Here is a 22,827-nt window from a genome sequence, read left to right as displayed (position 1 = left end):
AAAATGGCTTTAGAAATTACGGATAGCTCATTTCAGGAAACGGTTTTAAAATCAGATAAACCTGTATTAGTAGACTTTTGGGCAGTATGGTGTGGACCTTGTAGAACATTGGGTCCGATCATCGAAGAAGTAGCAACAGATTTTGAAGGAAAAGCAGTAGTAGGAAAAGTAGACGTAGACAACAATCAGGAGATTTCTATGCAGTACGGTATCAGAAATATCCCTACAGTTTTAATCTTTAAGAATGGTGAAGTTGTAGATAAATTAGTTGGAGTAACTCCAAAAGAGGTGATTGCTGAGAAATTAAGCGCACACTTATAAAAAAAATAACTTTGATAATGAATGCCTTCCATATTTGGAGGGCATTTTTTTAACAAATAATTTGCAGGTAATTAAAAAAGGTGTAATTTTGCAATCACAAAAAAGAAACAAGTTCTTTAACAAAATTTGATCCGGTAGTTCAGTTGGTTAGAATGCCGCCCTGTCACGGCGGAGGTCGCGGGTTCGAGTCCCGTCCGGATCGCAATCAAATTTATTTGAAATTATAGAACTACTGATCCGGTAGTTCAGCTGGTTAGAATGCCGCCCTGTCACGGCGGAGGTCGCGGGTTCGAGTCCCGTCCGGATCGCATATCAAATTTGATTGAAAACTAAGGACTACTGATCCGGTAGTTCAGCTGGTTAGAATGCCGCCCTGTCACGGCGGAGGTCGCGGGTTCGAGTCCCGTCCGGATCGCAATATAAAAGCTGTAAAATTATTTTACAGCTTTTTTTGTTTTTAAACGGTTGATGTGTTTTCAGCTACTTTCCACCATTAGCTTTTAAGTCTGCTTTACAATTATTATCCAATTGAGGGATATTACCAGTAGTAAGAAGCCCTAAAATATCTGTTGTTTCAGAAGTATAATACATCAGGCAGTTTTGATTATTGCAATGATTACCATTAGAAGAATCCTTGTGGTTGGTTTGCATAGGTGATCCCAGATCCACCAATCCCATTAAATGCCCTAATTCATGCTCAAGTACAGTGGCTTCAAGCTTGGTTCTGCTTGTCTGTCCGAATCCTCCTGAATTTTCGCGGATTGTTTTTCCGAATAAGGCAACTGAGGTATTACGGTAAGCAATTCCAAGGGTGTTATTATTAGTATACTGCCCGTTGGTATAGAGAATACTTACAGCGAGGGTAGAGCCGTTAGTAAATACGGTACGGTTGGTGTTTTCAATCTGTCTGATATCTTCAGCAGACAAACTGGGTGATGAAGTTCCCGGAATTTCACGCTGGATAATAGTAATTCCTCCATCTTTACGAAGAAAAGTAGACAAGAAATTCTTTAAATGTTCTATAGCCTGAGAATCTGGAGCATATCCCGGCATATATTGGACTTCTATTAATAATGAGTTGTAACGTTCATTGCTTAACAAATTGTTGGCAGAGGCTCCTACCGGACGCGTATGGCTATAATCTGACGACCCGTTACTGAATTCGTTATCTCTATTGCAAGAAACAATAAAAGGAAGGATTAAAAGCGGAATAATAATTTTTTTAAGCATATAATATTGTGTTTAAAATTGTATGCAATAATACTAAAAATAAAAAAATAATAGATGGATAGTGTAAGTAATGGAATAAAGGGCTCTTTTGCCTTTATAATCCTGGGATCATTATTGTTTAAGGTAAATTGTATCGAAACCAAAAAAAACGCTGTAAAACCTAGGTTTTACAGCGTTTTCTTAATTTGTAAATTAAGATCGTATAATTAAAATTTTATTCTTAATAATTGATCCGATTTATTTATTGTTTTTTAGTAGGTTGGTAATCAGGATGTCCTAGTTGCCATAAAGCAAATGCAAAAGTATCTGCTAAATTAGCATACTTCTGCGCAATAGGAATGTCGCCCCCATGTCCTCCTTCGTAGTCTATTTTTAAAAGAATAGGATTTTCTGAAGTATTATAAGCTAATAATTTAGCCGCAAATTTTGTTGGCATCCATGAAGATACTCTGGGATCATTAATACCGGAAGTGATTAAGGTTGCTGGGTACTTTTCCCCTTTTTTAAGATGTTGATAGGCATCCATTTGTAATAGTGCTTTGAATTCAGCTTCAATACTTAAAGAACCGAATTCCTTTGCACTATTTAAGCCGTTTGGAGTAAACTCCATTCTTGATGAATTCACAATACCCGCATCAATAATTGCTACTTTAAACAAATCAGGTCTTTCAGTCATGGCTCTACCGATAGTAATACCCCCTGCGCTTTCTCCCCAAATTGCTATGTTTTCAGGTGATGTATAGTTTTCTTTAACCATATACTCTGCGCAAGAGATTAGATCTTTCCAAGAATTTGGTTTTGTCACTTTATTACCTCCTTTATGCCACTCTTCACCTTTTTCACCCCCACCTCTTACATGGGCTACGGCAACAATACCACCCTGTAAAGCCCAAAGCATATAAGTTTTGGCAAAATAGGGACTATTATTATATCCATAAGCTCCATAAGCGTTCATAAGTAACGGATTATTCTTATCTTTTTTTATGTTTTTATTGTAAATTAAAGAAAGAGGAATATCTCTTTCATCATGTGATTTTACAATAATTTCTTCTATAATAATATTCTTAAATTCGGGATATTCAATGGTGGGTGCTAAATTTTCAGGCACAAATTTTCCGGTTAATGAATTATATCTAAATCTTTCTGTTTCATTTTTCCAACCACTACATGTTATCCAAAAATCATTGGAAAGATCATTTTGGGTTGTAATTGAGATATTTCCTGCAGGAATTGGTAACTTTATTAATTCAGATTTTCCATTTTTATACCAATATAATTTTGCTTCCACACCGTTTTTGGATGTACTAAAAATAAATCCATCTTTTATATTAGATATATTTTTGAGAACTTCATCAGAAATACTGGGTACAATTAATATTGGTGTTTTAAAGTCAGGATTAACCAATGAAGTGCTATATATAGCATTCGTTCCGTTTTTTTCGGAGATATAGATGATATTGTGATCTTTAGTTATAAAGCGGGTAATTTTATCATCCTTACTAAATAAAAATTGCCATTGATTTTTTTTATCAATACTATTCTCAAACATATAATAAGTATCTTGAAATTTGTTAGGACCGGATATATATCCAAATAAATACTTACTATTCTTATTAGGGAGCACTGCATCTGGAAAATCTTCAGTATTTATTTTTAAATCTGGATTATTTTCTTTAGAAAGTAGAGTATTTAGCTTTTGAGGATTATCTCCTATTCTATAAATCACAGATGCTGTATTTTTTAAAAATAAGGGTGAATTAGGATCAATAACAGGGTAATACAAATAAATGAAACCATTGTTGTTTGGAAGCCATGATATGCCCGCTCCATCTGAGGGCCAACAGTGGGTAATAATATCAGGAAGTAATTTATTTTGCTTGAGGTCATAAATCACCATTTCTGAAATTTCTTTTCCACCTTCTGTTAAGGCAATAGCAATTTTAGATCCATCATAACTAGGTTTAATATAATTAATGTGGTAATTTTTTTTATTTTTCGGTTTATAATTTTGAGGATTAAAAATTTCTTTTTCAATTCCATTGAAGTTTTTTCTGAAAAAAACCTTTGTGGTATTTTCTTCTGGAGTTTGTTTGAGATAAAAATAAAAACCATTTTCTGTAACATTAATGTTTGATACAGAAAATGATTTTCGCATATCGAATTCTAATCTTTTATCAATATAATATTGTCTGTTGGGAATATTTTGAAGAATAGATTCAGAATATTTTGTTTGATCCTTCATCCACTTAATTGTTGAAGGATCTTTTAAATTTTCTAAGTTTCTGTATTCATCAACTGTTTTAATTCCAAAATATTCGTTACTAACAGATTTAGCAGGAGCTAAATTAGTTGTTTGAGCATCTATCATTCCAATAAGAACAAAAAATATATAGAAGATTAAAACTGACTTAGCCACTATTTACTTATTAGTTGTTAGTTGTTGGTTCTGTACATGTATGTGTTTCACTAATTAGTAATTGATCACCTCCTTTTATTACTTTAAGATTGTTGATTTTGGACATTTGTGATTTTTTCAATGCTAATTTTTTTTCTGTTTGTAATTTTTTCTGTTTCATAATGTGCTTTATTTTTTGATTTATAGTACGAAGAAATAAAGAAATCGATTATTAACCAAAAAATATATACCAAAATTTATAAATTCAGAACAGATTAATTGGTAAATTATTGATATTGTATTTATTATGTGTTTTTGCTATTCTCATTCTCTTGTAATGATTTTATAAAATAGGAGGGCAAAGTACCTGTTATTTTTTTAAAAGCATTGGTAAAAGGTTCAACATTATTATATCCTGCTTTATCTGCAATAGCAGCAATGGTGAATTTTTGTAGGTTTTTATTTTGCTTTAGCTCTCCAACGATATATTGAATTCTTAATTCGTTTAAATATTTAGGAAAGCTTTGGCCTTTAAATTCGTTTATCACTTTTGATAAATAAACCCTATTTGTATTTAACTCTTTAGACAGAATGTCTAGATTCATGTTCTTATATAAAAAAAGTTTTTTACTCTCAAATTCTTTTAGTTGCTTACTTAATTGTTGTAATTTCTGATCTGATAAAACCGTTTTAAGGCTTTCCTGAGGGATATCTATTGTTTTTGATTGGGTTATTGTTTCTATATTTTTATTAATATTGAGAGAATCAGTAGAAGCTGGAGGAATGGCCAGTAAATAAGCTTTTCTTTTATAGGATTTAATTTTTTTTCGGTTTCTAATGTACAAAAGCAATGTAATAATTAAAAATATTGTACCTATTCCCAATAGCTGGAATAAAATATAATTCTTGGAATTTAATTCTGAAATGAGATTTTCTTTTTCTTTTAAGAGAAGAGGTGTATCATGTTTTTTATTTATTTCGGTAATTAGGAAATTGTTATTTTTATTTAAAATACTATCTACAGATAACAGACGTTCTATATATAATAATTGCTTTTCCTTATTTCCTGTTTTTTTATAATAATCAATTAATAAGGGGTAAGCATCTCTTAATTCAGCAGTAACATTTTTAGTTCTACCAATGATAGAATCAACTTTCTCAAATGCATCTACAAATTTTTTATCATTAGTATCATATAATACTCTCCCAATATAATATTCACTGATTGCTCTATTCTGGGAATTATAAGGATGGCCATTAATTAATTTATTAACTTTTTTTAGTGTTTCTAATGATAGCTTATATTCTTTTCTTTTATAGGCGTTCATACCGGAAACCAGTAATAAATTATATTCACTTTTTTTATCTTTTATTTCTAAGTTTTTTTTCAGGCCGATCTCTACATAATGATCTGACGTATTTAATTGATTTGAAAAACTATAGGTATAAGCTAATGCATATATACAACTTAGATAATTAAGATTTTTTATATTATTTTTATCCAAATACTGTTTATAGTCCAAAAATAGTTGTAAAGCTTGCTGATATTCCTTTAGCTCCAGTTTTAATAATCCAATATTGAAATTAAGAATATAATATATTTCATTATTGTTTTTCACATAGCTTCTCGCTGTTAAATAATTGTTTAAAGCTATTGAATATTCTCCTTTCAAGTAATAATAGTTACCTTTATATTTATAGCTGTTTGCTAAATAATAGGGATTTTGAATTTTCTTAGAAGCTATTATCATACTATCTAAATACAATGATGCTGTTTTATCATTACTTAATTGATATAACATTAGGTATCCATTAGCAATTTTGATGAGATCTTTATTTTTTTTACCCTTTATTAAAAAAATATTGGCATAGATTTCTGCTTTTTTATTATCCACTCTGAGAGTCTTGTTAAAAGACTTTTCTAAAAGCTTAAAATCTTTTGTTTTTAAGGAATCCGGTATATGAAATCCTTTTCTACTTTGAGGAAAGTAAAGATTACTGCTAGTAATTAATAATAAAAAGATGAAATATCGTATCATCATATGTGTTTTTCAAGCGTAATAATACAATTTTATATTGAATATTAATAGAAGACAAGAGAAAAAATGTAATGGACTTATATATAGGGTTTTAATCAAGTTTTTATTTACTTAAATTTATAAATTTAAGTAAATAAAGTGCCTAAATTGATTAATTCCGATATGCTTTAGTTGTTATATATTAAAAGCTAGTGCATCTTTGTTATACAAGAAGAACAGGTCTAAAATGTACATTTTTACTTTTTGTTTATTGAATGTATACGTCTGTTATTTCTAAAATTCCATTGTTTTAATATCCCTTTTAAAAAAAATAGAGCATTTACTGTGACTGAAAGGGCGAAGCTATAAAGATATATGCAAATGAATTTCATTAAAGGATGGTATGTCATCTATACCAAATCACGCTACGAAAAAAAAACCGCACAGGTACTAACTGAGCAAAATTTCAAAGTGTATTTACCACTTAATAAAACAATCTCTCAATGGAGCGATCGTAAAAAGAAAGTAGAGAAGCCTCTTTTTAGTTCTTACGTTTTCATTTATTTGGAGACCATAAAAGATTATTTACGAGCGCTGGCAATTGATGGGGTGGTTGTATTCATTAAGTTTGGAGATAGATTAGTTCGTGTTCTTGATGAAGAAATAAATAGAATTAAATTATTTCTTAATGAATTTTCAGAGGTTGAACTTAGAGGCTCACTTGAGATTAAAGTTGGAGAGAAGAAGAAAATTACCTCAGGGCCTTTTGAAAATTATGAATGTGAAATCATAAAAATAGATAATAAGGAAAAAATTTGCGTAAGAATTGAGTCCTTAAAGCATAGTATTTTAGCTGAAATGCACTCCTATCATTTAATTTAATCTAATGACCGATAATCAATTAGTATCCACAATTTTTTGGAGAAATAAAATTAGGGATAAAGAAGCAATCATTTTTTCAGGAAAAACCTCTTTTTTTTATAAAACAGAAGTGGCAAAAGAAAACTTAGAAGATTTTCTTAAAATCTCAAAGAATAGTTCTTTATCAAAATTTACCATAATTTCATCGACCTTCTCTTTTCTCGTAAAAAAGTATTTTGAGAACTTTCAGAATATCATTAAAATATATCCTTCTAATTCTATCAATTTGGAAGTGCCTATATTATTGGAAGTTGAAGATAATGATTCTAAAACTTTTAAAGAGAGAATACAAAATACTGCAAAAGAGATTAAAGATGCAGTTTCCTGTAAAGATTATAATATAACGGAGCTAAATTTAGAGCTATTTTCAAATTTTTCAATTCAGTTTGAGCAAAGCGTAGACGATTGTAAAGATGATATTTCATTATTGTATCAAGAAAATGATGATGAAATGATTTTTACAGTTACTTATAGTCAACATTACCCAAAGTATGTCATAGAAAGTTTTTTGAAAAACCTCACAAATATACTTTGTTCTTATCAATTGTTGTTAGATATTAATGTTCATAAATATTTGCTAGTTAATCATAAAGAGCTGAACCAAATATTAGTTGACTTTAATAAGACTAAAAAAAAATATCCACGAGATAAAACTATTGTTTTGATGTTTGAAGAGCAGGTTATAAAAACCCCAGAAAACATAGTGGTAGTTTTTGAAGACAGAAAGCTTACTTACAGAGAGCTTAATGAGAGATCGAATCAGGTAGCTCATTATATAAGAGAAAAGTACGCTATTGAATCAGGGCAAATTATTGCTACATTGTTACCTAAGTCGATTGATCTCTTGATTTCGCTATTGGCAATTGAAAAATTAGGATGTATTTATTTACCGATTGACATTAATTATCCTAAGGATCGAATTGATTACATTTTAAAAGATAGTAAAGCGAAAATACTTTTAAGTGAAAAAGAAGTTCTTCAAGCATTAAACATTCAACAACCTTATACTTCTATAAAATCTGGGGAAATTCAATTTGCATCTACAAATAATATTAATGTTGAAATAAAACCCAATGATGTTGCATATTTAATATATACATCTGGATCTACTGGAAAACCAAAAGGTGTTTTAGTAGAACATCATAGTAATATCAATATGTCTTTGGATCAAATAAGGATATTTGAAGTTAGTTCTGAAGATAAAATTATATGGTTTGCTTCTGTAGCTTTTGATGCCTCTATTTCTGAAATAATAATGTGTCTTTATTCAGGTGCGACATTATGTATCCCAACTGAAGAAGAGCAGAAAGATAAAGATAAGTTTGTTTCATTTTTAAAGGAAACGGAATCTACTATTGTGACCTTTCCTCCTAGTTATTTAGAGATACTATCTAATGAAGATGTAAAAACCTTAAAAAAAATAATAACTGCAGGTGAATCGGCTAACCCGTTAAAAGCAAAAGAAATAGTTAAAAACGGAATAAGTTATTATAATGCCTATGGCCCAACAGAATACTCTGTATGTACAAGTATTTTCAAACTGGAGAGGAATGATACTTATGTAAATATTCCTATCGGAACTCCCATTAGTAATACGCAGGCATATATTCTAGATGATACTTTAAATATAGTTCCTGTAGGGGTAAGCGGTAAGCTCTACGTAAGTGGGGTCGGTTTATCCCGTGGCTACTTAAACAAACCGGAACTGACTGCTGAAAAGTTTATAGATAATCCTTTTGAAGAAGGAACTAAGATGTATGATACGGGAGACTTGGCACGATGGCTGCCAGATGGCAATATTGAATATCTCGGCAGAAACGATTTCCAAGTAAAGATAAGGGGGTACAGGATAGAGTTAGGTGAGGTAGAAACCCATATTAACCAGTTTAATACAGCTATTAAGCAAGTCGTTGCTGATGCTAAAGAAGTCAACGGAGAAAAAGTGCTGGTAGCTTATTATGTGAAGAGCAAGGAAGCAAACATAGACAAAATTGAACTGAGAGAGTATCTCCAGGGTAAGCTTCCTGAATATATGGTACCGGGGTTTTTAGTAGAGTTGGATAGTATCCCATTAACACCGAATGGTAAAATAGACCGTAAGGCATTGCCGTGTGTGACAGGTGAAGATTTAATCAGAAGAGAATATGTTGCTCCAAGGAATGAAATTGAGGAGAAACTTGTAGAGATCTGGCAGGAAGTATTGGGAGTAGATAAGGTAGGAATTACAGATAACTTTTTTGAACTTGGAGGGCATAGCTTAATGGTAGCCCAGATATTGAATAGAATCCACCAAAATCTATCAATGAGGGTAAGCTTCAAAAACTTTTTTGTTTTTCCTACCATTGAAGGAATTACCAAAAACCTTACAGGAAAAGAATATACCCCGATACCAAAAGCATCTCAACAAGAGAATTACCCGTTAGCTCCATCGCAGCAGAGACTTTGGGTACTGAGCCAATTGGAAGGTGGCTCAAAGGCCTATAATATGCCTGCAGTAGTTATCTTAAGAGGAGAGTTTAATAAAGCGTATTTTAAAAAAGCTTTTCAGTCCTTGATAGATAGACATGAAATCCTCAGAACCTCATTTAAATCAGATAAAGGAACGGGAGAAATCCGACAGTACATCACTCCAAAAGAAGAAATCCACTTTACCATAGAAGTGTTGGACTTTATAGACAAATCAGAATCAGAAGTAGAAGATTACTTACATTCGGCCAATAACGAAGCCTTCAATTTAGAAGAAAGTCCATTGGTAAGAGCTTTTTTACTGAAAAGAGGAAGTGAAGAATACCTTTTCTTTTTATCCATGCATCACATTATTGGCGATGGATGGTCAACAGAGGTACTGATATCGGAAGTCGTTAATAATTACAACAAACTTCTTAAAGAGTGTAATAAGGAGGAGGGCATTATTAGCTCAAATGGAGAGAAGGAAAAAGCACCACTAGCTATTCAATATAAAGATTATGCAGTATGGTTACAAGAAGAAATTAAGGGAGATGAATACCGGAACGCAGAAGCCTATTGGTTAAACCAGTTTGATGGTCAACTCCCTGTATTGGAATTACCAAGCTATAAAACAAGACCATTAATACAGACATATAATGGTAATAATATAAATCACTTATTCTCTCGAGAATTTACAGAGAAGCTCAAGCAGTATTCGGAGAAGCATGGGGTAACATTGTTCATTACCTTAATGGCTGGAATAAAGACATTGTTATATCGTTATACGGGACAAGACGATATTATTGTAGGTACACCGATAGCCGGAAGGGAACATCCTGATTTAGAGAATCAGATTGGACTTTACCTAAATACCCTTGCGATAAGAACAAGATTAGAAGAACATAATACTTTTGAATCTGTTCTTACTAAAGAAAAAGAAATTCTTCTGTCTGCATATGAACATCAACTTTATCCATTTGATGAGTTGGTGAGTAAACTTAATATAAAGAGGGATACTAGTCGATCAGCATTGTTTGATGTGTTAGTAGTATTCCAAAATCAGACTCAGTTACACTTAGGGAATACACAAAACAATATAAATGGTTTACAGGTAGAGAAATATGGTTATCATCGGAAGACTTCTCAGTTTGATATTAGCTATATGTTTGAGGAAGATGGAGGGCAACTAAGTCTTACCATAGAATACAATACAGACATTTATGATGATTTTCTCATCAAACGAATGTTTTCTCATTTTGAGAAGCTACTGAGAGTAATTGTAGATAACTCAACAAAGGAAATCTTTATAGAAGACATTGATTTTCTTACCAGAAAAGAGAGTTACGAACTCCTTTATGAGTTTAATGATACAAAAATAGATTACCCTAGCGATAAGACAATTGTCGGGTTGTTTGAAGAACAGGTTGAAAAAACACCAAGAAGTGTGGCGATAGTTTTTGAGAATAAAGAACTTACTTATTGGGAACTTAACGAGCATTCAAATCAGTTGGGTGATTACCTGAGAAAGAGCTATCACATAAAGCCTGACGATCTGGTAGCAATTAAGTTAGAAAGAAGTGAGCAGATGATCTTTGTAATCTGGGGAATCTTGAAATCAGGAGCAGCTTATGTTCCTATTGATCCGGAATATCCAACAGAAAGGATTGAATACATAGAGCAAGATGCCAATGCAAAAGTTACTATTGATGAAGCCTTTTTAAAAAGTTATCAGAAAGAGTTGGAGAAATCAGAAAATATTTACACAAAAGAAAATGTTCCGATTATAAGCAGACCGGATAGTTTAGTGTATGTAATTTATACTTCCGGAACTACCGGACAGCCCAAAGGGGTTTTGATTGAGAATCATTCTTTAATTAATCGTTTAGTGTGGATGCAAAAAGCATACTCCTTAACTTCAGAAGATACTTTGATACAAAAGACGACCTATTCTTTTGATGTCTCAGTATGGGAATTATTGTGGTGGGGTATTTATGGAGCTAAATTGTCCGTATTAACTTCGAAACATGAAAAAAGTCCTTTTGATATAATAGAGAACATCTATAAGAATAAGGTAACTGTAATTCATTTTGTTCCTTCTATGCTAATGAGATTCTTAATCTATTTAGATTCAAATAATAAATTTATAAAAAAAATAGATAGTTTACAACAAGTTTTTGTTAGTGGTGAAGCATTAACGATTCCCCAAAGGGATTTATTTTATAAAATTTTGCCTAACACTTCATTAATTAATCTGTATGGTCCTACAGAGGCAAGCATTGATGTGAGTTATTATGATTGCTCAGATTTTAATAGTGGAATAAGCATTCCAATTGGAAAGCCAATTGACAATATATCATTATATATTTTAGATAGTAAGTTGCAAATAAAAGAACACGGTTCATTTGGTAAACTCTATATCGCAGGAGTAGGTTTATCCCGTGGCTACTTAAACAAACCGGAACTGACTGCTGAAAAGTTTATAGATAATCCTTTTGAAGAAGGAACTAAGATGTATGATACGGGAGACTTGGCACGATGGCTGCCAGATGGCAATATTGAATATCTCGGCAGAAACGATTTCCAAGTAAAGATAAGGGGGTACAGGATAGAGTTAGGTGAGGTAGAAACCCATATTAACCAGTTTAATACAGCTATTAAGCAAGTCGTTGCTGATGCTAAAGAAGTCAACGGAGAAAAAGTGCTGGTAGCTTATTATGTGAAGAGCAAGGAAGCAAACATAGACAAAATTGAACTGAGAGAGTATCTCCAGGGTAAGCTTCCTGAATATATGGTACCGGGGTTTTTAGTAGAGTTGGATAGTATCCCATTAACACCGAATGGTAAAATAGACCGTAAGGCATTGCCGTGTGTGACAGGTGAAGATTTAATCAGAAGAGAATATGTTGCTCCAAGGAATGAAATTGAGGAGAAACTTGTAGAGATCTGGCAGGAAGTATTGGGAGTAGATAAAGTAGGAATTACAGATAACTTTTTTGAACTAGGTGGGCATAGTTTAATGGCTATAAAATTAACTCATTCTATTAATGAAGCTCTTAAAATAGATATAAATGTAAGTCAACTATTTGAACATAATACCATACAAAAAACAAATAACCTAATAAGCACTTTAAATTTAATTCATAATCTCTCACATAATCAACATGAAGAATCAGAATCTGAAACATTTACTATTTAATAAATTAAGACTTATAAGCTTTATAATCATAATATTATTGACAAACAAGGTATATAGTCAGTTTATAATAACCGGTAAAGTTGAACAAACTGATAAAAATAAAAATCAATTTACAGAAGTTCTTTTAATAGACAAAGATTCTATAATTGTAAAAAATGGATTAATTGAAGAGAACGGAAACTTTACTTTGAAAATAAACGATACAGGAGTTTATACATTTAAGGTAAAACAATTTAATCATTTCCTGTACAATCGTAATATTCAAATTAATTCAGATTTCAATTTGGGGACAATCGTGATTGAAAATACTAAAAAAATAGAAGAGGTTATCATCACAAGCAAAAAGAAACTGATTGAAAGAAAGATTGATCGTGTGGTTTTCAATGTCGAAAATGCCATTGCGACAGCAGGGGGGGACGCTCTTGAAGCTTTAAAAATTACTCCAGGTGTCAAAGTAAGAAACGATAATATATCAATTATTGGAAAAGGAGCAGTAAGTGTAATGGTAGACGATCGTTTAATAGAGCTGAAGCAAGAGGATCTGAGTAATTTTTTAAAATCTATTGCTGCAGATAATATCAAAAGTATAGAAGTAATCTCTACTCCGCCTGCAAAATATGACGCTGTCGGTAATAGCGGAATTATAAATATTAAAACAAAAATAGCCAAAAGAGATTCGTGGAATGCTAATGCAGGAATGACTTATTTACAAAGAAGTCGTTCAGAAGGGTCGGGATTTGCAAATTTCAACTTTAATAAAGGAAGATGGGCTATATCATCAGCATTAAGCTATAGACAGGGTGGATTGAAGATTGACGCTGATGACTATGCTTATTTTCAAGATGCTTTATGGTACACAAAATCTCCTCAATTTGTTCGTTCTAAGCGATTCAGTTCTAAATTTGGTGTAGATTATACAATTAATAATTTTTGGAAGACAGGGATTCAGTATATTGCCAATATCAATAGATCTAAACTTCCTGGACAAACCTCTACAGATGTTCTGGATTACGGTTCAGACACTGTTCTTCAACAACTACAATCCAATGGTAATCAAAACAGAAAACCCAATTTTAATTCTATTAATTATTATAATGAGTTTAAGCTTGATTCATTAAACAGAAAAATTATTTTAAATTTTGATTATTTCAATTATGCCAATCAGGATGATCGTTATTATGAGGGGAACTCAGCTACTACAACACCTTATCAACAACAATTTTATAATGGTTTTAGTCTTAATTCTCAAAATATTAATAATTATTCTGGAAAAATAGATGTTGAATACCCTTTGAAAAATATAAACATCAGCTTTGGAGGAAAAATAGGTACTTCAAAAGCCAAAAATGACATGGATATCTTTAACAGTGGTTTATCCGATACTCCTGTTATAAGTTTTCCATCAAATTCGACAAGGTTTGAATACACAGAACATATCCAGGCTTTATATGCTTCTGCAAATAAGAAATTTGGGGATCATTGGGAAACACAGCTTGGGATGAGGCTGGAAGCCATGCAAACAAAATCGAATTCAATAAGCCTTAATCAGACCAATAATTATAATTATGCCAAATTATTTCCCAGTTTATTCATCAATTATAAATCTTCTGAGAACTCCTCTTTCGCATTAAATTATAGCAGAAGAATTGAACGTCCAAGCTTTCATGAATTAAATCCTAATCAATGGTATATAAATCCTTTTCAGAAACTTGGTGGAAATCCTTTTTTAAGACCTGCATTTATTGATAATATCGATTTATCATATACCTACAAAGCGTTGGAAAGTAAAATTTACTTTTCAAACGAAAAAAATCTCTTTGGCCAAATTGCGCTGGCAGATCCAGTAACCAATGAGATCTCATTCACTAATGAAAACTATGTAAACACAAAAAGATGGGGAATATCCGAAAGCTACACCTTTGATAAGCTGAAATGGTGGACCTCTATGAATAGTTTAGATATCAGCTATGTAAAAGCGGAGTCTTTTATTCCTGCCATTCAAAGGTATCAGAAAGGCTGGAGCGGGCGATTTTCTACCAATAATGATTTTATTTTAAACAAGGATAAGACATTTCTATTTAATGTAAATTATTGGTATAGCCCCAGAAGTGTTGACGGTAAGTTTTATAATATTGGAGCCATGGGGAATCTTTCCGCCTCTTTGCAATATGTTTTGATGAATAAGAATTTAAGGATTTCATTGAAAGTAAACGATATTCTGAGAACAGAAAAGGTACGTCAAAGCTCTACAGTGAATAATGTCTATCAAGAAGGTATTTATTATATGGATAACCAATATGTACAACTCAGTATGAGTTATAAGTTTGGGAATCAAAAAATAAAGTCTGTAAAAAGAGCTACCGGCAATGAGGAGGAAATAAACAGAACAGGTAATTAATTTATTATCTAAATACCATCAGTATTTTATGAATCAACTTTTAGAAAAATTAAATAAGCTTAAGATAAAGCTATCTCTTAAAGGAGATAATATAGATATACAGGCTCCGAAAGGAATTGTTACTCCTCATATTTTATCGGAAATAAAAGAGCATAAAAACGAAATTACTACTTTTTTGAAAGATATTTCCACTAACGTACGTATAGAAAAGGCTCAAAAAAAAGATTTCTACCCCCTTTCTTCTACCCAGAAGCGAACATGGCTGATGCATCAGATGAATCCTGAGAACATAGCCTATCATATTCCGATGATGCTTGAAATTGAGGGTAACCTTGATGTCCAGAAGTTACAAAAGACCTTTCTGTATATAATTAAAAAACATGAGTCTCTTAGAACCGTTTTTAAGGAGGATAATCAAGGAAATCCCGTTCAGATAATCAGAGATTTTCACAATGATATATTTATACTCGATTATCAATGTAATATCAATGCTATTAATGAGGAAGTCCATAAATTTCTAAATCTTTCTTTTGATCTGGAACAGGATTTATTGATAAGGGGTAGTGTACTGAAAATTTCCGAAGAGAAATACCTTTTGCTTATAGTAATGCATCATATTATAAGTGATGGCTGGTCCATTGATGTATTGACCAGAGATTTTTTTGAGATTTTTAGAAATATAGATAGTGATAATTTTAAAGTATCGGATTTATCCATCCAATATAAAGATTATGCAGTTTGGCAGCAAGGGTGGTTAAACGGTGAAGAAATAAGTAAAGGGAAGGAATATTGGATTTCTCTTTTTAAAGAAGAAGTACCTGTTTTAGAATTGCCTTCTCAAAAGATTAGACCACGGTATAAGAGTGGTAAAGGAAAAACGGTCTCCATACAGTTTGATGATAAGATCTCATCACAGTTCCAAAAATTATGTGCTAGCAGCAACGCAACTTTATTTATGGGAGTGAAGACTCTTGTTGATATTTTGTTGTTCAAATATTCTCATCAGAATGATATTATCATAGGTACTCCAATTGCGAACAGGGAGCTTGATGACCTGCAAAATCAGATTGGATTTTATGCAAATACGTTGGCTTTAAGAGCAAACATTCAATCTGATAAGTCTTTTTTAGATGTGTTGCAGGAGAACAGGATACAGCTGCTTGATGCTTATAAATATCAAGACTACCCATTTGATGAATTAGTGGCCCACTTAAAATGGTCCCATGATGCTGGCCGAAATCCATTATTTGATGTAATGGTTTCATTCGAAGAAGAATCTAAGTTTAATGATCAATTTGAAAACCTTTTCATTAAAAAATTAAGTTTAGATGTTCATACTAGCAAATTTGATCTGGATTTTCGTTTTTACACTGAAGTTGGCCATCTGAATTTAGATTTGACCTATGATAGTGAGATTTACAGTCATTCTTTTTCTGATAATTTGGCCAGGCATCTAAATCATCTGATTGAAAAAATTATTATCAATGGTGATTTTTTAATCAAGGAGATTAGTTGTCTTACGGAAGAAGAACGTCATCAGTTATTGGTTGAGTTTAATAATACACAAGTTGATGCTCCCAATGATAAGACAATAGTTGGATTATTTGAAGAACAAGTATCCAGGACGCCAGGTAATATCGCGGTGGTTTTTGAAGATATGGAGCTTACTTACAGTGAGTTGAATGAATATGCCAACCAGTTTGGGGATTATTTAAGACACAACTATCAAATACAAGCGGATGATTTGGTGGGCATCAAGCTTGAGAGAAGCCATAGGATGATTGTAGGGATATTGGGGATATTGAAATCAGGAGCCGCTTACGTACCGATAGACCCGGAATATCCACAAGACAGGATAGATTACATAGAAGGAGATAGCCAGGTAAAACTTGTGATAAACGAGACTTTTTTGGAAGTTTTCCATGAAAAAATACAGGAGAATGAGGGGAAATATACAAAAGATAACCTTTCGATGATCAACACACAAGATCATCTGGCCTATGTAATTTATACTTCAGGTTCAACAGGTAAGCCAAAAGGAGTAATGGTAGAACACAAAAATTTGTCCTCCTATGTTGTAACATTTATCAATTATTTTGAAATCGGATCTTCTGATACAATGCTGAGTCAATCTACTATTTCATTTGATACATCCATTGAAGAAATTTTCCCTGTGCTTATAGCTGGGGGTAAATTAGCAATTGCGAAAGATAATAAAGACTTTGAGAACTTAATTGATATATGCAAAAAACAATCAGTCACCAAACTCAGTACTAATCCTTATCTTATAGAATATTTTAATAACCACACCAATAAGTTAGACGAATTAAAATTAAATACGTTGATAAGTGGGGGAGATAGGCTACAAGTTAATCAGATCCACCAATTGTTAAATAAAATTGATGTATATAATACCTATGGCCCGACAGAATCAACAGTTTGCTGTAGTTATTATAAAATTACAAAGGATTCAGAGAACATTTACATTGGAACTCCTATTTCCAACACACGGATTTATATTCTGGATGAAGACCTGAATGTAGTTCCGATTGGTGTAAGTGGTAAGCTTTATGTAAGTGGAGCGGGCTTATCCAGGGGTTATTTGAATAATCCTGAGCTAACATCAGGGAAGTTTATAGACAATCCGTTTGAAGAAGGATGTAAGATGTATGATACTGGAGATGTGGCAAGATGGTTACCCGATGGCAATATAGACTTCCTGGGTCGGAAGGACTTCCAGGTTAAGATTCGGGGTTACCGTATAGAGCTAGGCGAGATAGAAACAAATATCTCTCGATTTAGCCAGTCTATCCGACAGGTTTGGGTTGATTCCAAAGAAATAAACTGTGAAAAAGTACTAGTTGCCTATTATACGGTAGATAAAGAAACATCAATAGACAAGACTAGTCTTAGGAACTATCTTCAAAACAAATTACCAGACTATATGGTACCCGGTTTCTTCATGGAACTCGAGTCTATTCCGTTGACTCTCAATGGTAAGGTTGATCATAAAGCTTTGCCATTAGTTACAGGGGAAGATCTTATCAGGAGAGATTATGTGGCTCCCGTGAATAATGTTGAGGAACAACTGGTAAAAATTTTTCAGGAAGTATTGGGAGTGGATCGTATTGGAACCACTGATAATTTTTTTGAATTGGGAGGGCATAGTCTAATGGTGGCTCAGGTTCTGAACAGGATCCATCAAACCCTGTGCATGCAGATCAGTTTTAAAGATTTCTTTTCCTCACCGGTCGTTTCGGATATTTCCCAAAAACTTACCGGTAAGGATTACATACCGATATCCAAAGCCCCATACCAAGATCATTACCCGTTGACTCCTTCGCAGCAAAGACTTTGGATACTTAGTCAATTGGAAGGTGGATCACAGGCCTATAATATGCCTGCCGTAGTTACCTTGCGTGGAGAACTTCACGAGATCTATTTTGAAAAATCTTTCAAACAACTTATCAACCAACATGAAATTCTCAGAACTTCATTCAGGCTAGATGCTTCTAGTGGAGAGATTCGCCAGTATATCACTCCGCAGGAATCGGTAAACTTTACGATAGACATTTTAGATTTTACCGATAAGACGAAGTCTGATATAGAATATTATTTACAGGCTTCCAATAGCGAGGCTTTTCATCTGGAAGATTCCCCGCTGATACGTGCCTCTTTGCTAAAAAGAGGTAATCATGAAAGGATTTTCTTTCTATCCATGCACCATATCATTGGAGACGGTTGGTCCACAGAAGTGTTGGTCTCAGAAGTTGTTGAAAATTACAATAAATATCTTAGCGGAGAATATAACGAAGATTTAAAACGCCCCCCATTATCAATCCAGTATAAAGACTATGCTGTATGGTTGTATGAAGAGATGGAAGGCGAGAAATATCAAAGAGCAGAAACCTATTGGCTGAAACAGTTAGAAGGAGAACTTCCCGTATTGGAGTTACCTAATTTTAACCCTCGCCCCTTTGTCCAGACCTACAATGGATCCAATATCGCTTATCGTTTCTCAAGTGATTTTACAGAAAAATTAAAAACATACTCCGGCCATCAAGGCGTCACTTTGTTCATGACCCTTATGGCAGGCATAAAGGCGCTTCTTTATCGTTACACAGGTCAGCATGATATGATTGTAGGAACCCCCATAGCAGGGAGAGAACATCCTGATCTCGAGAAGCAGATAGGGCTTTACCTAAATACCCTGGCGATAAGAACAAGATTGGAAGAGGGGCTTAATACCTTTGACTCTCTTTTGAAAAAAGAAAAAGAAACCCTGTTATCGGCCTATGAACATCAGGTTTATCCTTTTGATAAACTTATAGGAAAGCTGAATATAAAAAGGGATACCAGCCGTTCAGCATTGTTTGATGTATTGGTGGTGTTCCAGAATCAGAATCAATTACAATTTGGCAACACAGAAAATGATATAGAAGGTTTGCAGGTTACAGGTTATGAGTACCTTCGTAAAACCTCTCAGTTTGACGTGAGTTATATTTTTTCAGAGCAGGTTGATCAATTGACCCTTAACATTGAATACAATACAGATATTTATGATGAGTTAATGATCTCAAAGATGTTTTCGCATTTTGAGAATTTTTTGACAGAAGTTATTGACCATGAGATTAAGCATAAAGAAAGCGAAGGAAGCTGTCCATTAAACATAGAAGAGATTAACTTTCTTACTGAAGCAGAGCATCATCAGTTATTAGTAGAGTTCAATGATACAAGTTGTGAATATTCTAATAATAAGACCATCATTGAATTTTTTGAAGAGCAGGTAAGTAGAACCTCAGATAATATAGCTGTAGTCTATGAAGATTTGGAGCTGACTTACCAGGAGCTGAATGAGCAGGCCAACCAACTGGGTGATTACCTGAGAAAAGCTTATCAAATAGAAGCAGATGATTTAATAGCTATTAAGCTTGAGAGGAGCGATCGGATGATCGTGGGTATATTGGGTATTCTCAAGTCTGGCGGAGCCTACGTTCCGATAGACATTGGTTATCCACAGGAGCGGATAGATTATATTGAAGAAGATACAAAAGCCAAGGTTACAATAGACGAACTTTTTTTAGAAGACTTTTATAAACAAATCTTAGACGACAAGGAGAAATACACGAAATCAAATCTTCCGATCATCAACAACCCAGACAGTTTGGCCTATGTGATTTATACATCGGGAACCACTGGCAATCCCAAAGGAGTAATGATGCAGCAGGGTAGTATTCTTAATTTAATGATATATCATATTAAAACAATTGATCCATATAGTAAAGTTACTTTTCTATCAAATCCGAGTTTTGATGTTTCTTTCCAAGAAATTTTTAGTACTCTATTGAGTGGAGCAACTTTATATCCTATATCAGACTTTGTTAAGAAAAATATTCATGAATTGACTCATTTTATAGTAAAGAAACAGCTGGATTCCCTGTTTTTCCCAACAGCATATTTTAAAGTTTTGATAGAGAATATTTCATTTCTGAATTGTATAGAGCATGTTAAACACATCATAGTTGCTGGGGAAAAATTGATTCTTAATGATTTGATTCAGGAAAAAATAAAAGGTACTTCATTAAAAATTCACAATCATTATGGTCCTGCAGAAACTCATGTAGTAACGAGCTACGTTATTGATAAGTCTTGTGACGGAATATTAATTCCGCCTATTGGTAAACCTATCGCCAACACTTCTATTTATATACTTAATGCTCATCAAAGGCTATGTGTTCATGGGGAATTCGGCAAACTTTATATTTCAGGTACCGGCTTGTCCCGTGGGTATATCAACAAACCTGAGCTTACGTCTGAAAAATTCATCAGCGATCCATTTAAAATCGGTTCCAAAATGTACGATACCGGAGATTTGGCAAGGTGGCTTCCGGATGGAAATATTGAGTTCCTGGGCAGAAAAGATTTCCAGGTAAAGATAAGAGGGTATAGAATAGAGCTGAGTGAGATAGAAACAAGCATCAGTCAATTCAGTTCAGCGATCAAGCAAGTCATAGCTGATGCGCAAGAAGTAAGTGGAGAGCAAGTTTTGGTAGCGTACTATACTGTTGATAAAGAAACAGGAATAGAGAAATCAGACTTAAGAACGTATTTGCAAAGCAAGTTACCGGATTATATGGTACCCGGGTTCTTTGTAGAACTGGATTTTGTTCCGCTAACCCCTAATGGCAAAATGGACCGAAAGGCGTTACCGCCTATTGGAGGGGAAGACCTAATTAGAGAAGTATATATTGCTCCAAGAAACGAAACAGAACAGAAGCTTGCAGAGATATGGCAGGAAGTATTGGGAGTAGATAAAGTAGGAATTACTGATAACTTTTTTGAATTGGGCGGAAATAGTATAAAGATTTTAAAATTACTTTCCAGAATTGAAAAAGAGGTAGAGATTAAATTAAAATTTAATGAAATCTTTAAAATGCCTTCAATTTCCCAATTATCCATTTTTTTAAGCCATCAAAATCGGAATCATCATGTGCTTATTAAAAAGCAGGAAGATAAGCCTTATTATAGGATGTCCAATGCTCAGATGAGACTTTGGATACAATGCCAGATCGAATCCAATCCTGAAAAATACAATCTGTTTATGGTACAGGAATTAATTGGGGATTTCGATATAGTGTATTTTAAAAATGCCCTATCAAAGGTTATACAACGTCATGAAAGTTTAAGAACTATATTTCCTATTATTGATGGAGAGCCCATGCAGCAAATTATTTCTTCCAATGAATTTCCATCTGTTTTAGAAACGATATCATACTCGGATAATGATTATCAATACGAAGACCTCATCATGCAGATTAAAAAAGATAATTTGTATACGTTTGATGTACAGAAAGAGCCGCTATTACGGATCAGACTGTATAGAATAGATGAAAAAAAGAGCTTGTTGTCGATTAATATTCATCACATCATTGCAGACGGATGGTCGCTCAATATTTTCTTTAAAGATTTAAAATATTTTTATTCTTGTGAATTGAATGCAGAAGAATCCCAAGAATCTCCTCTTTTAATTCATTATAAAGATTTTTCCGAATGGCAATTTACAGAACTGAATGAGGATCGTCTTGAACGGTTGGAAAAATTCTGGATGAACGAATTCAAAAATCTGGATGAGGTAGAACGTTTACCTTTTGATTATGAAAACACGTCACAAACAACAGGAGTTGCAAAAAAAGAAACATTTGTCCTGAATAAAGAATGCACGGATGCCATTACTCTTTTTTCTCAAAAAAATGAAATAACATTATTTTCTTTTATTACAGGTATTTTGGCCATTACGGTCAGTAAACAATTTAAGATCAATAGTTCTTATTTTGGAGTACCCATCAGTGGAAGACTGAATGCTGAATTAGAAAATCAGATAGGATATTATTTAAATACAATTATTGTAAAGTCAAAGGTTCCGAAAGTAGGAAATATAGAAGCATTCCTGAAAGAAATAGGAAGCTCTATATTAGAGATATTCGATCATCAGGATTATCCCTTTGATCTTTTAATTGAACAAATTAGAAAAAGGACGGATTATTTTCAGGAACCTTTATTTGATGTTGTAATCAATATGATGAATTATGAGAATACCAATTTAGAGAATCAGTTGGACTTACCATTTCAGATTAGAGATTGTGAATTTGAAGTTCCTATAGAAAGTAAAAATCCTATTTCTATCTATGTGATCGAATCCGGTGGCAGTATGACGATCAATTGTCTATATAATGAAAGGCTGTTTAAACAGGAGACCATTATATCTTTTATGAACAATTTTCAGTTTGTCCTAGCCGAAATAATCGAGGAAAATAAAAAAAATATGGAAGAAATAAGCTTAGATATCCAGGATGAAAATCAAGAAATATATGATATGTATCGGGATGATTTTAACAAATAA

The 22,827-nt window shown here is 33.0% G+C and carries 8 protein-coding genes and 3 tRNA genes; 8 read left to right on the top strand and 3 right to left on the bottom strand.

What is annotated here, in order from left to right; genetic code table 11:
* Positions 1-3: 3 nt before the first annotated feature.
* The 4 genes from trxA to CJF12_RS08810 all read left to right on the top strand — a co-directional run bounded on the left by trxA (position 4) and on the right by CJF12_RS08810 (position 736).
* Positions 4-321 (top strand): thioredoxin, encoded by a 318-nt coding sequence (gene trxA, locus CJF12_RS08825; protein ID WP_034682284.1) that lies wholly within the window; start codon positions 4-6, stop codon positions 319-321.
* A gap of 128 nt (positions 322-449) precedes the next feature.
* Positions 450-523: transfer RNA gene (locus CJF12_RS08820), tRNA-Asp, on the top strand.
* A 32-nt stretch (positions 524-555) separates the two neighbouring features.
* A tRNA-Asp gene (locus CJF12_RS08815) sits at positions 556-629 on the top strand.
* A 33-nt stretch (positions 630-662) separates the two neighbouring features.
* Positions 663-736, top strand: a tRNA-Asp gene (locus CJF12_RS08810).
* A 65-nt stretch (positions 737-801) separates the two neighbouring features.
* Here CJF12_RS08810 and CJF12_RS08805 read toward each other — a convergent pair.
* The 3 genes from CJF12_RS08805 to CJF12_RS08795 form a co-directional block, all read right to left on the bottom strand.
* The gene (locus CJF12_RS08805) at positions 802-1,551 is read right to left on the bottom strand and encodes a M12 family metallo-peptidase (RefSeq protein ID WP_034682283.1); all 750 of its coding nucleotides are present in this window, start codon (positions 1,549-1,551) and stop codon (positions 802-804) included.
* A 241-nt stretch (positions 1,552-1,792) separates the two neighbouring features.
* Positions 1,793-3,967, bottom strand: coding sequence for a prolyl oligopeptidase family serine peptidase (locus tag CJF12_RS08800; RefSeq protein ID WP_228379063.1), 2,175 nt, complete (start codon positions 3,965-3,967; stop codon positions 1,793-1,795).
* Between the two features lie 284 nt (positions 3,968-4,251).
* Complete coding sequence (locus CJF12_RS08795; protein WP_084675601.1) at positions 4,252-5,988, bottom strand: helix-turn-helix domain-containing protein; 1,737 nt, start codon at positions 5,986-5,988, stop codon at positions 4,252-4,254.
* 357 nt (positions 5,989-6,345) lie between these two features.
* Between CJF12_RS08795 and nusG the strand changes: the two genes are divergently transcribed.
* Genes nusG through CJF12_RS08775 form a run of 4 tightly spaced genes read left to right on the top strand, consistent with a single transcriptional unit; the run spans position 6,346 to position 22,827 of the window.
* Positions 6,346-6,846: a transcription termination/antitermination protein NusG gene (gene nusG / locus CJF12_RS08790; protein WP_034682374.1), complete on the top strand. Its 501-nt coding sequence runs from the start codon at positions 6,346-6,348 to the stop codon at positions 6,844-6,846.
* 4 nt (positions 6,847-6,850) lie between these two features.
* Positions 6,851-12,529, top strand: a complete 5,679-nt coding sequence (locus CJF12_RS08785; protein ID WP_099668553.1) for a non-ribosomal peptide synthetase — start codon at positions 6,851-6,853, stop codon at positions 12,527-12,529.
* Positions 12,530-12,566: 37 nt separating this feature from the next.
* Positions 12,567-14,927, top strand: coding sequence for a TonB-dependent receptor domain-containing protein (locus tag CJF12_RS08780; protein ID WP_157759854.1), 2,361 nt, complete (start codon positions 12,567-12,569; stop codon positions 14,925-14,927).
* A gap of 28 nt (positions 14,928-14,955) precedes the next feature.
* On the top strand, positions 14,956-22,827 hold the full coding sequence (locus CJF12_RS08775; RefSeq protein ID WP_034682278.1) for a non-ribosomal peptide synthetase: 7,872 nt from the start codon (positions 14,956-14,958) through the stop codon (positions 22,825-22,827).

The sequence above is a fragment of the Chryseobacterium piperi genome (assembly GCF_002285635.2).
Lineage (GTDB): Bacteria > Bacteroidota > Bacteroidia > Flavobacteriales > Weeksellaceae > Chryseobacterium > Chryseobacterium piperi.
Note: the sequence above shows the minus strand (reverse complement) of the source record. Positions and strands in the feature narration are given on the sequence as shown.

Excerpts from the sequence above, each read along its gene's own strand:
- CJF12_RS08805 (WP_034682283.1), bottom strand. The coding sequence starts at position 1,551 with ATGCTTAAAAAAATTATTATTCCGCTTTTAATCCTTCCTTTTATTGTT.
- trxA (WP_034682284.1), top strand. The coding sequence starts at position 4 with ATGGCTTTAGAAATTACGGATAGCTCATTTCAGGAAACGGTTTTAAAA.
- CJF12_RS08785 (WP_099668553.1), top strand. The coding sequence starts at position 6,851 with ATGACCGATAATCAATTAGTATCCACAATTTTTTGGAGAAATAAAATT.
- nusG (WP_034682374.1), top strand. The coding sequence starts at position 6,346 with ATGAATTTCATTAAAGGATGGTATGTCATCTATACCAAATCACGCTAC.
- CJF12_RS08775 (WP_034682278.1), top strand. The coding sequence starts at position 14,956 with ATGAATCAACTTTTAGAAAAATTAAATAAGCTTAAGATAAAGCTATCT.
- CJF12_RS08795 (WP_084675601.1), bottom strand. The coding sequence starts at position 5,988 with ATGATGATACGATATTTCATCTTTTTATTATTAATTACTAGCAGTAAT.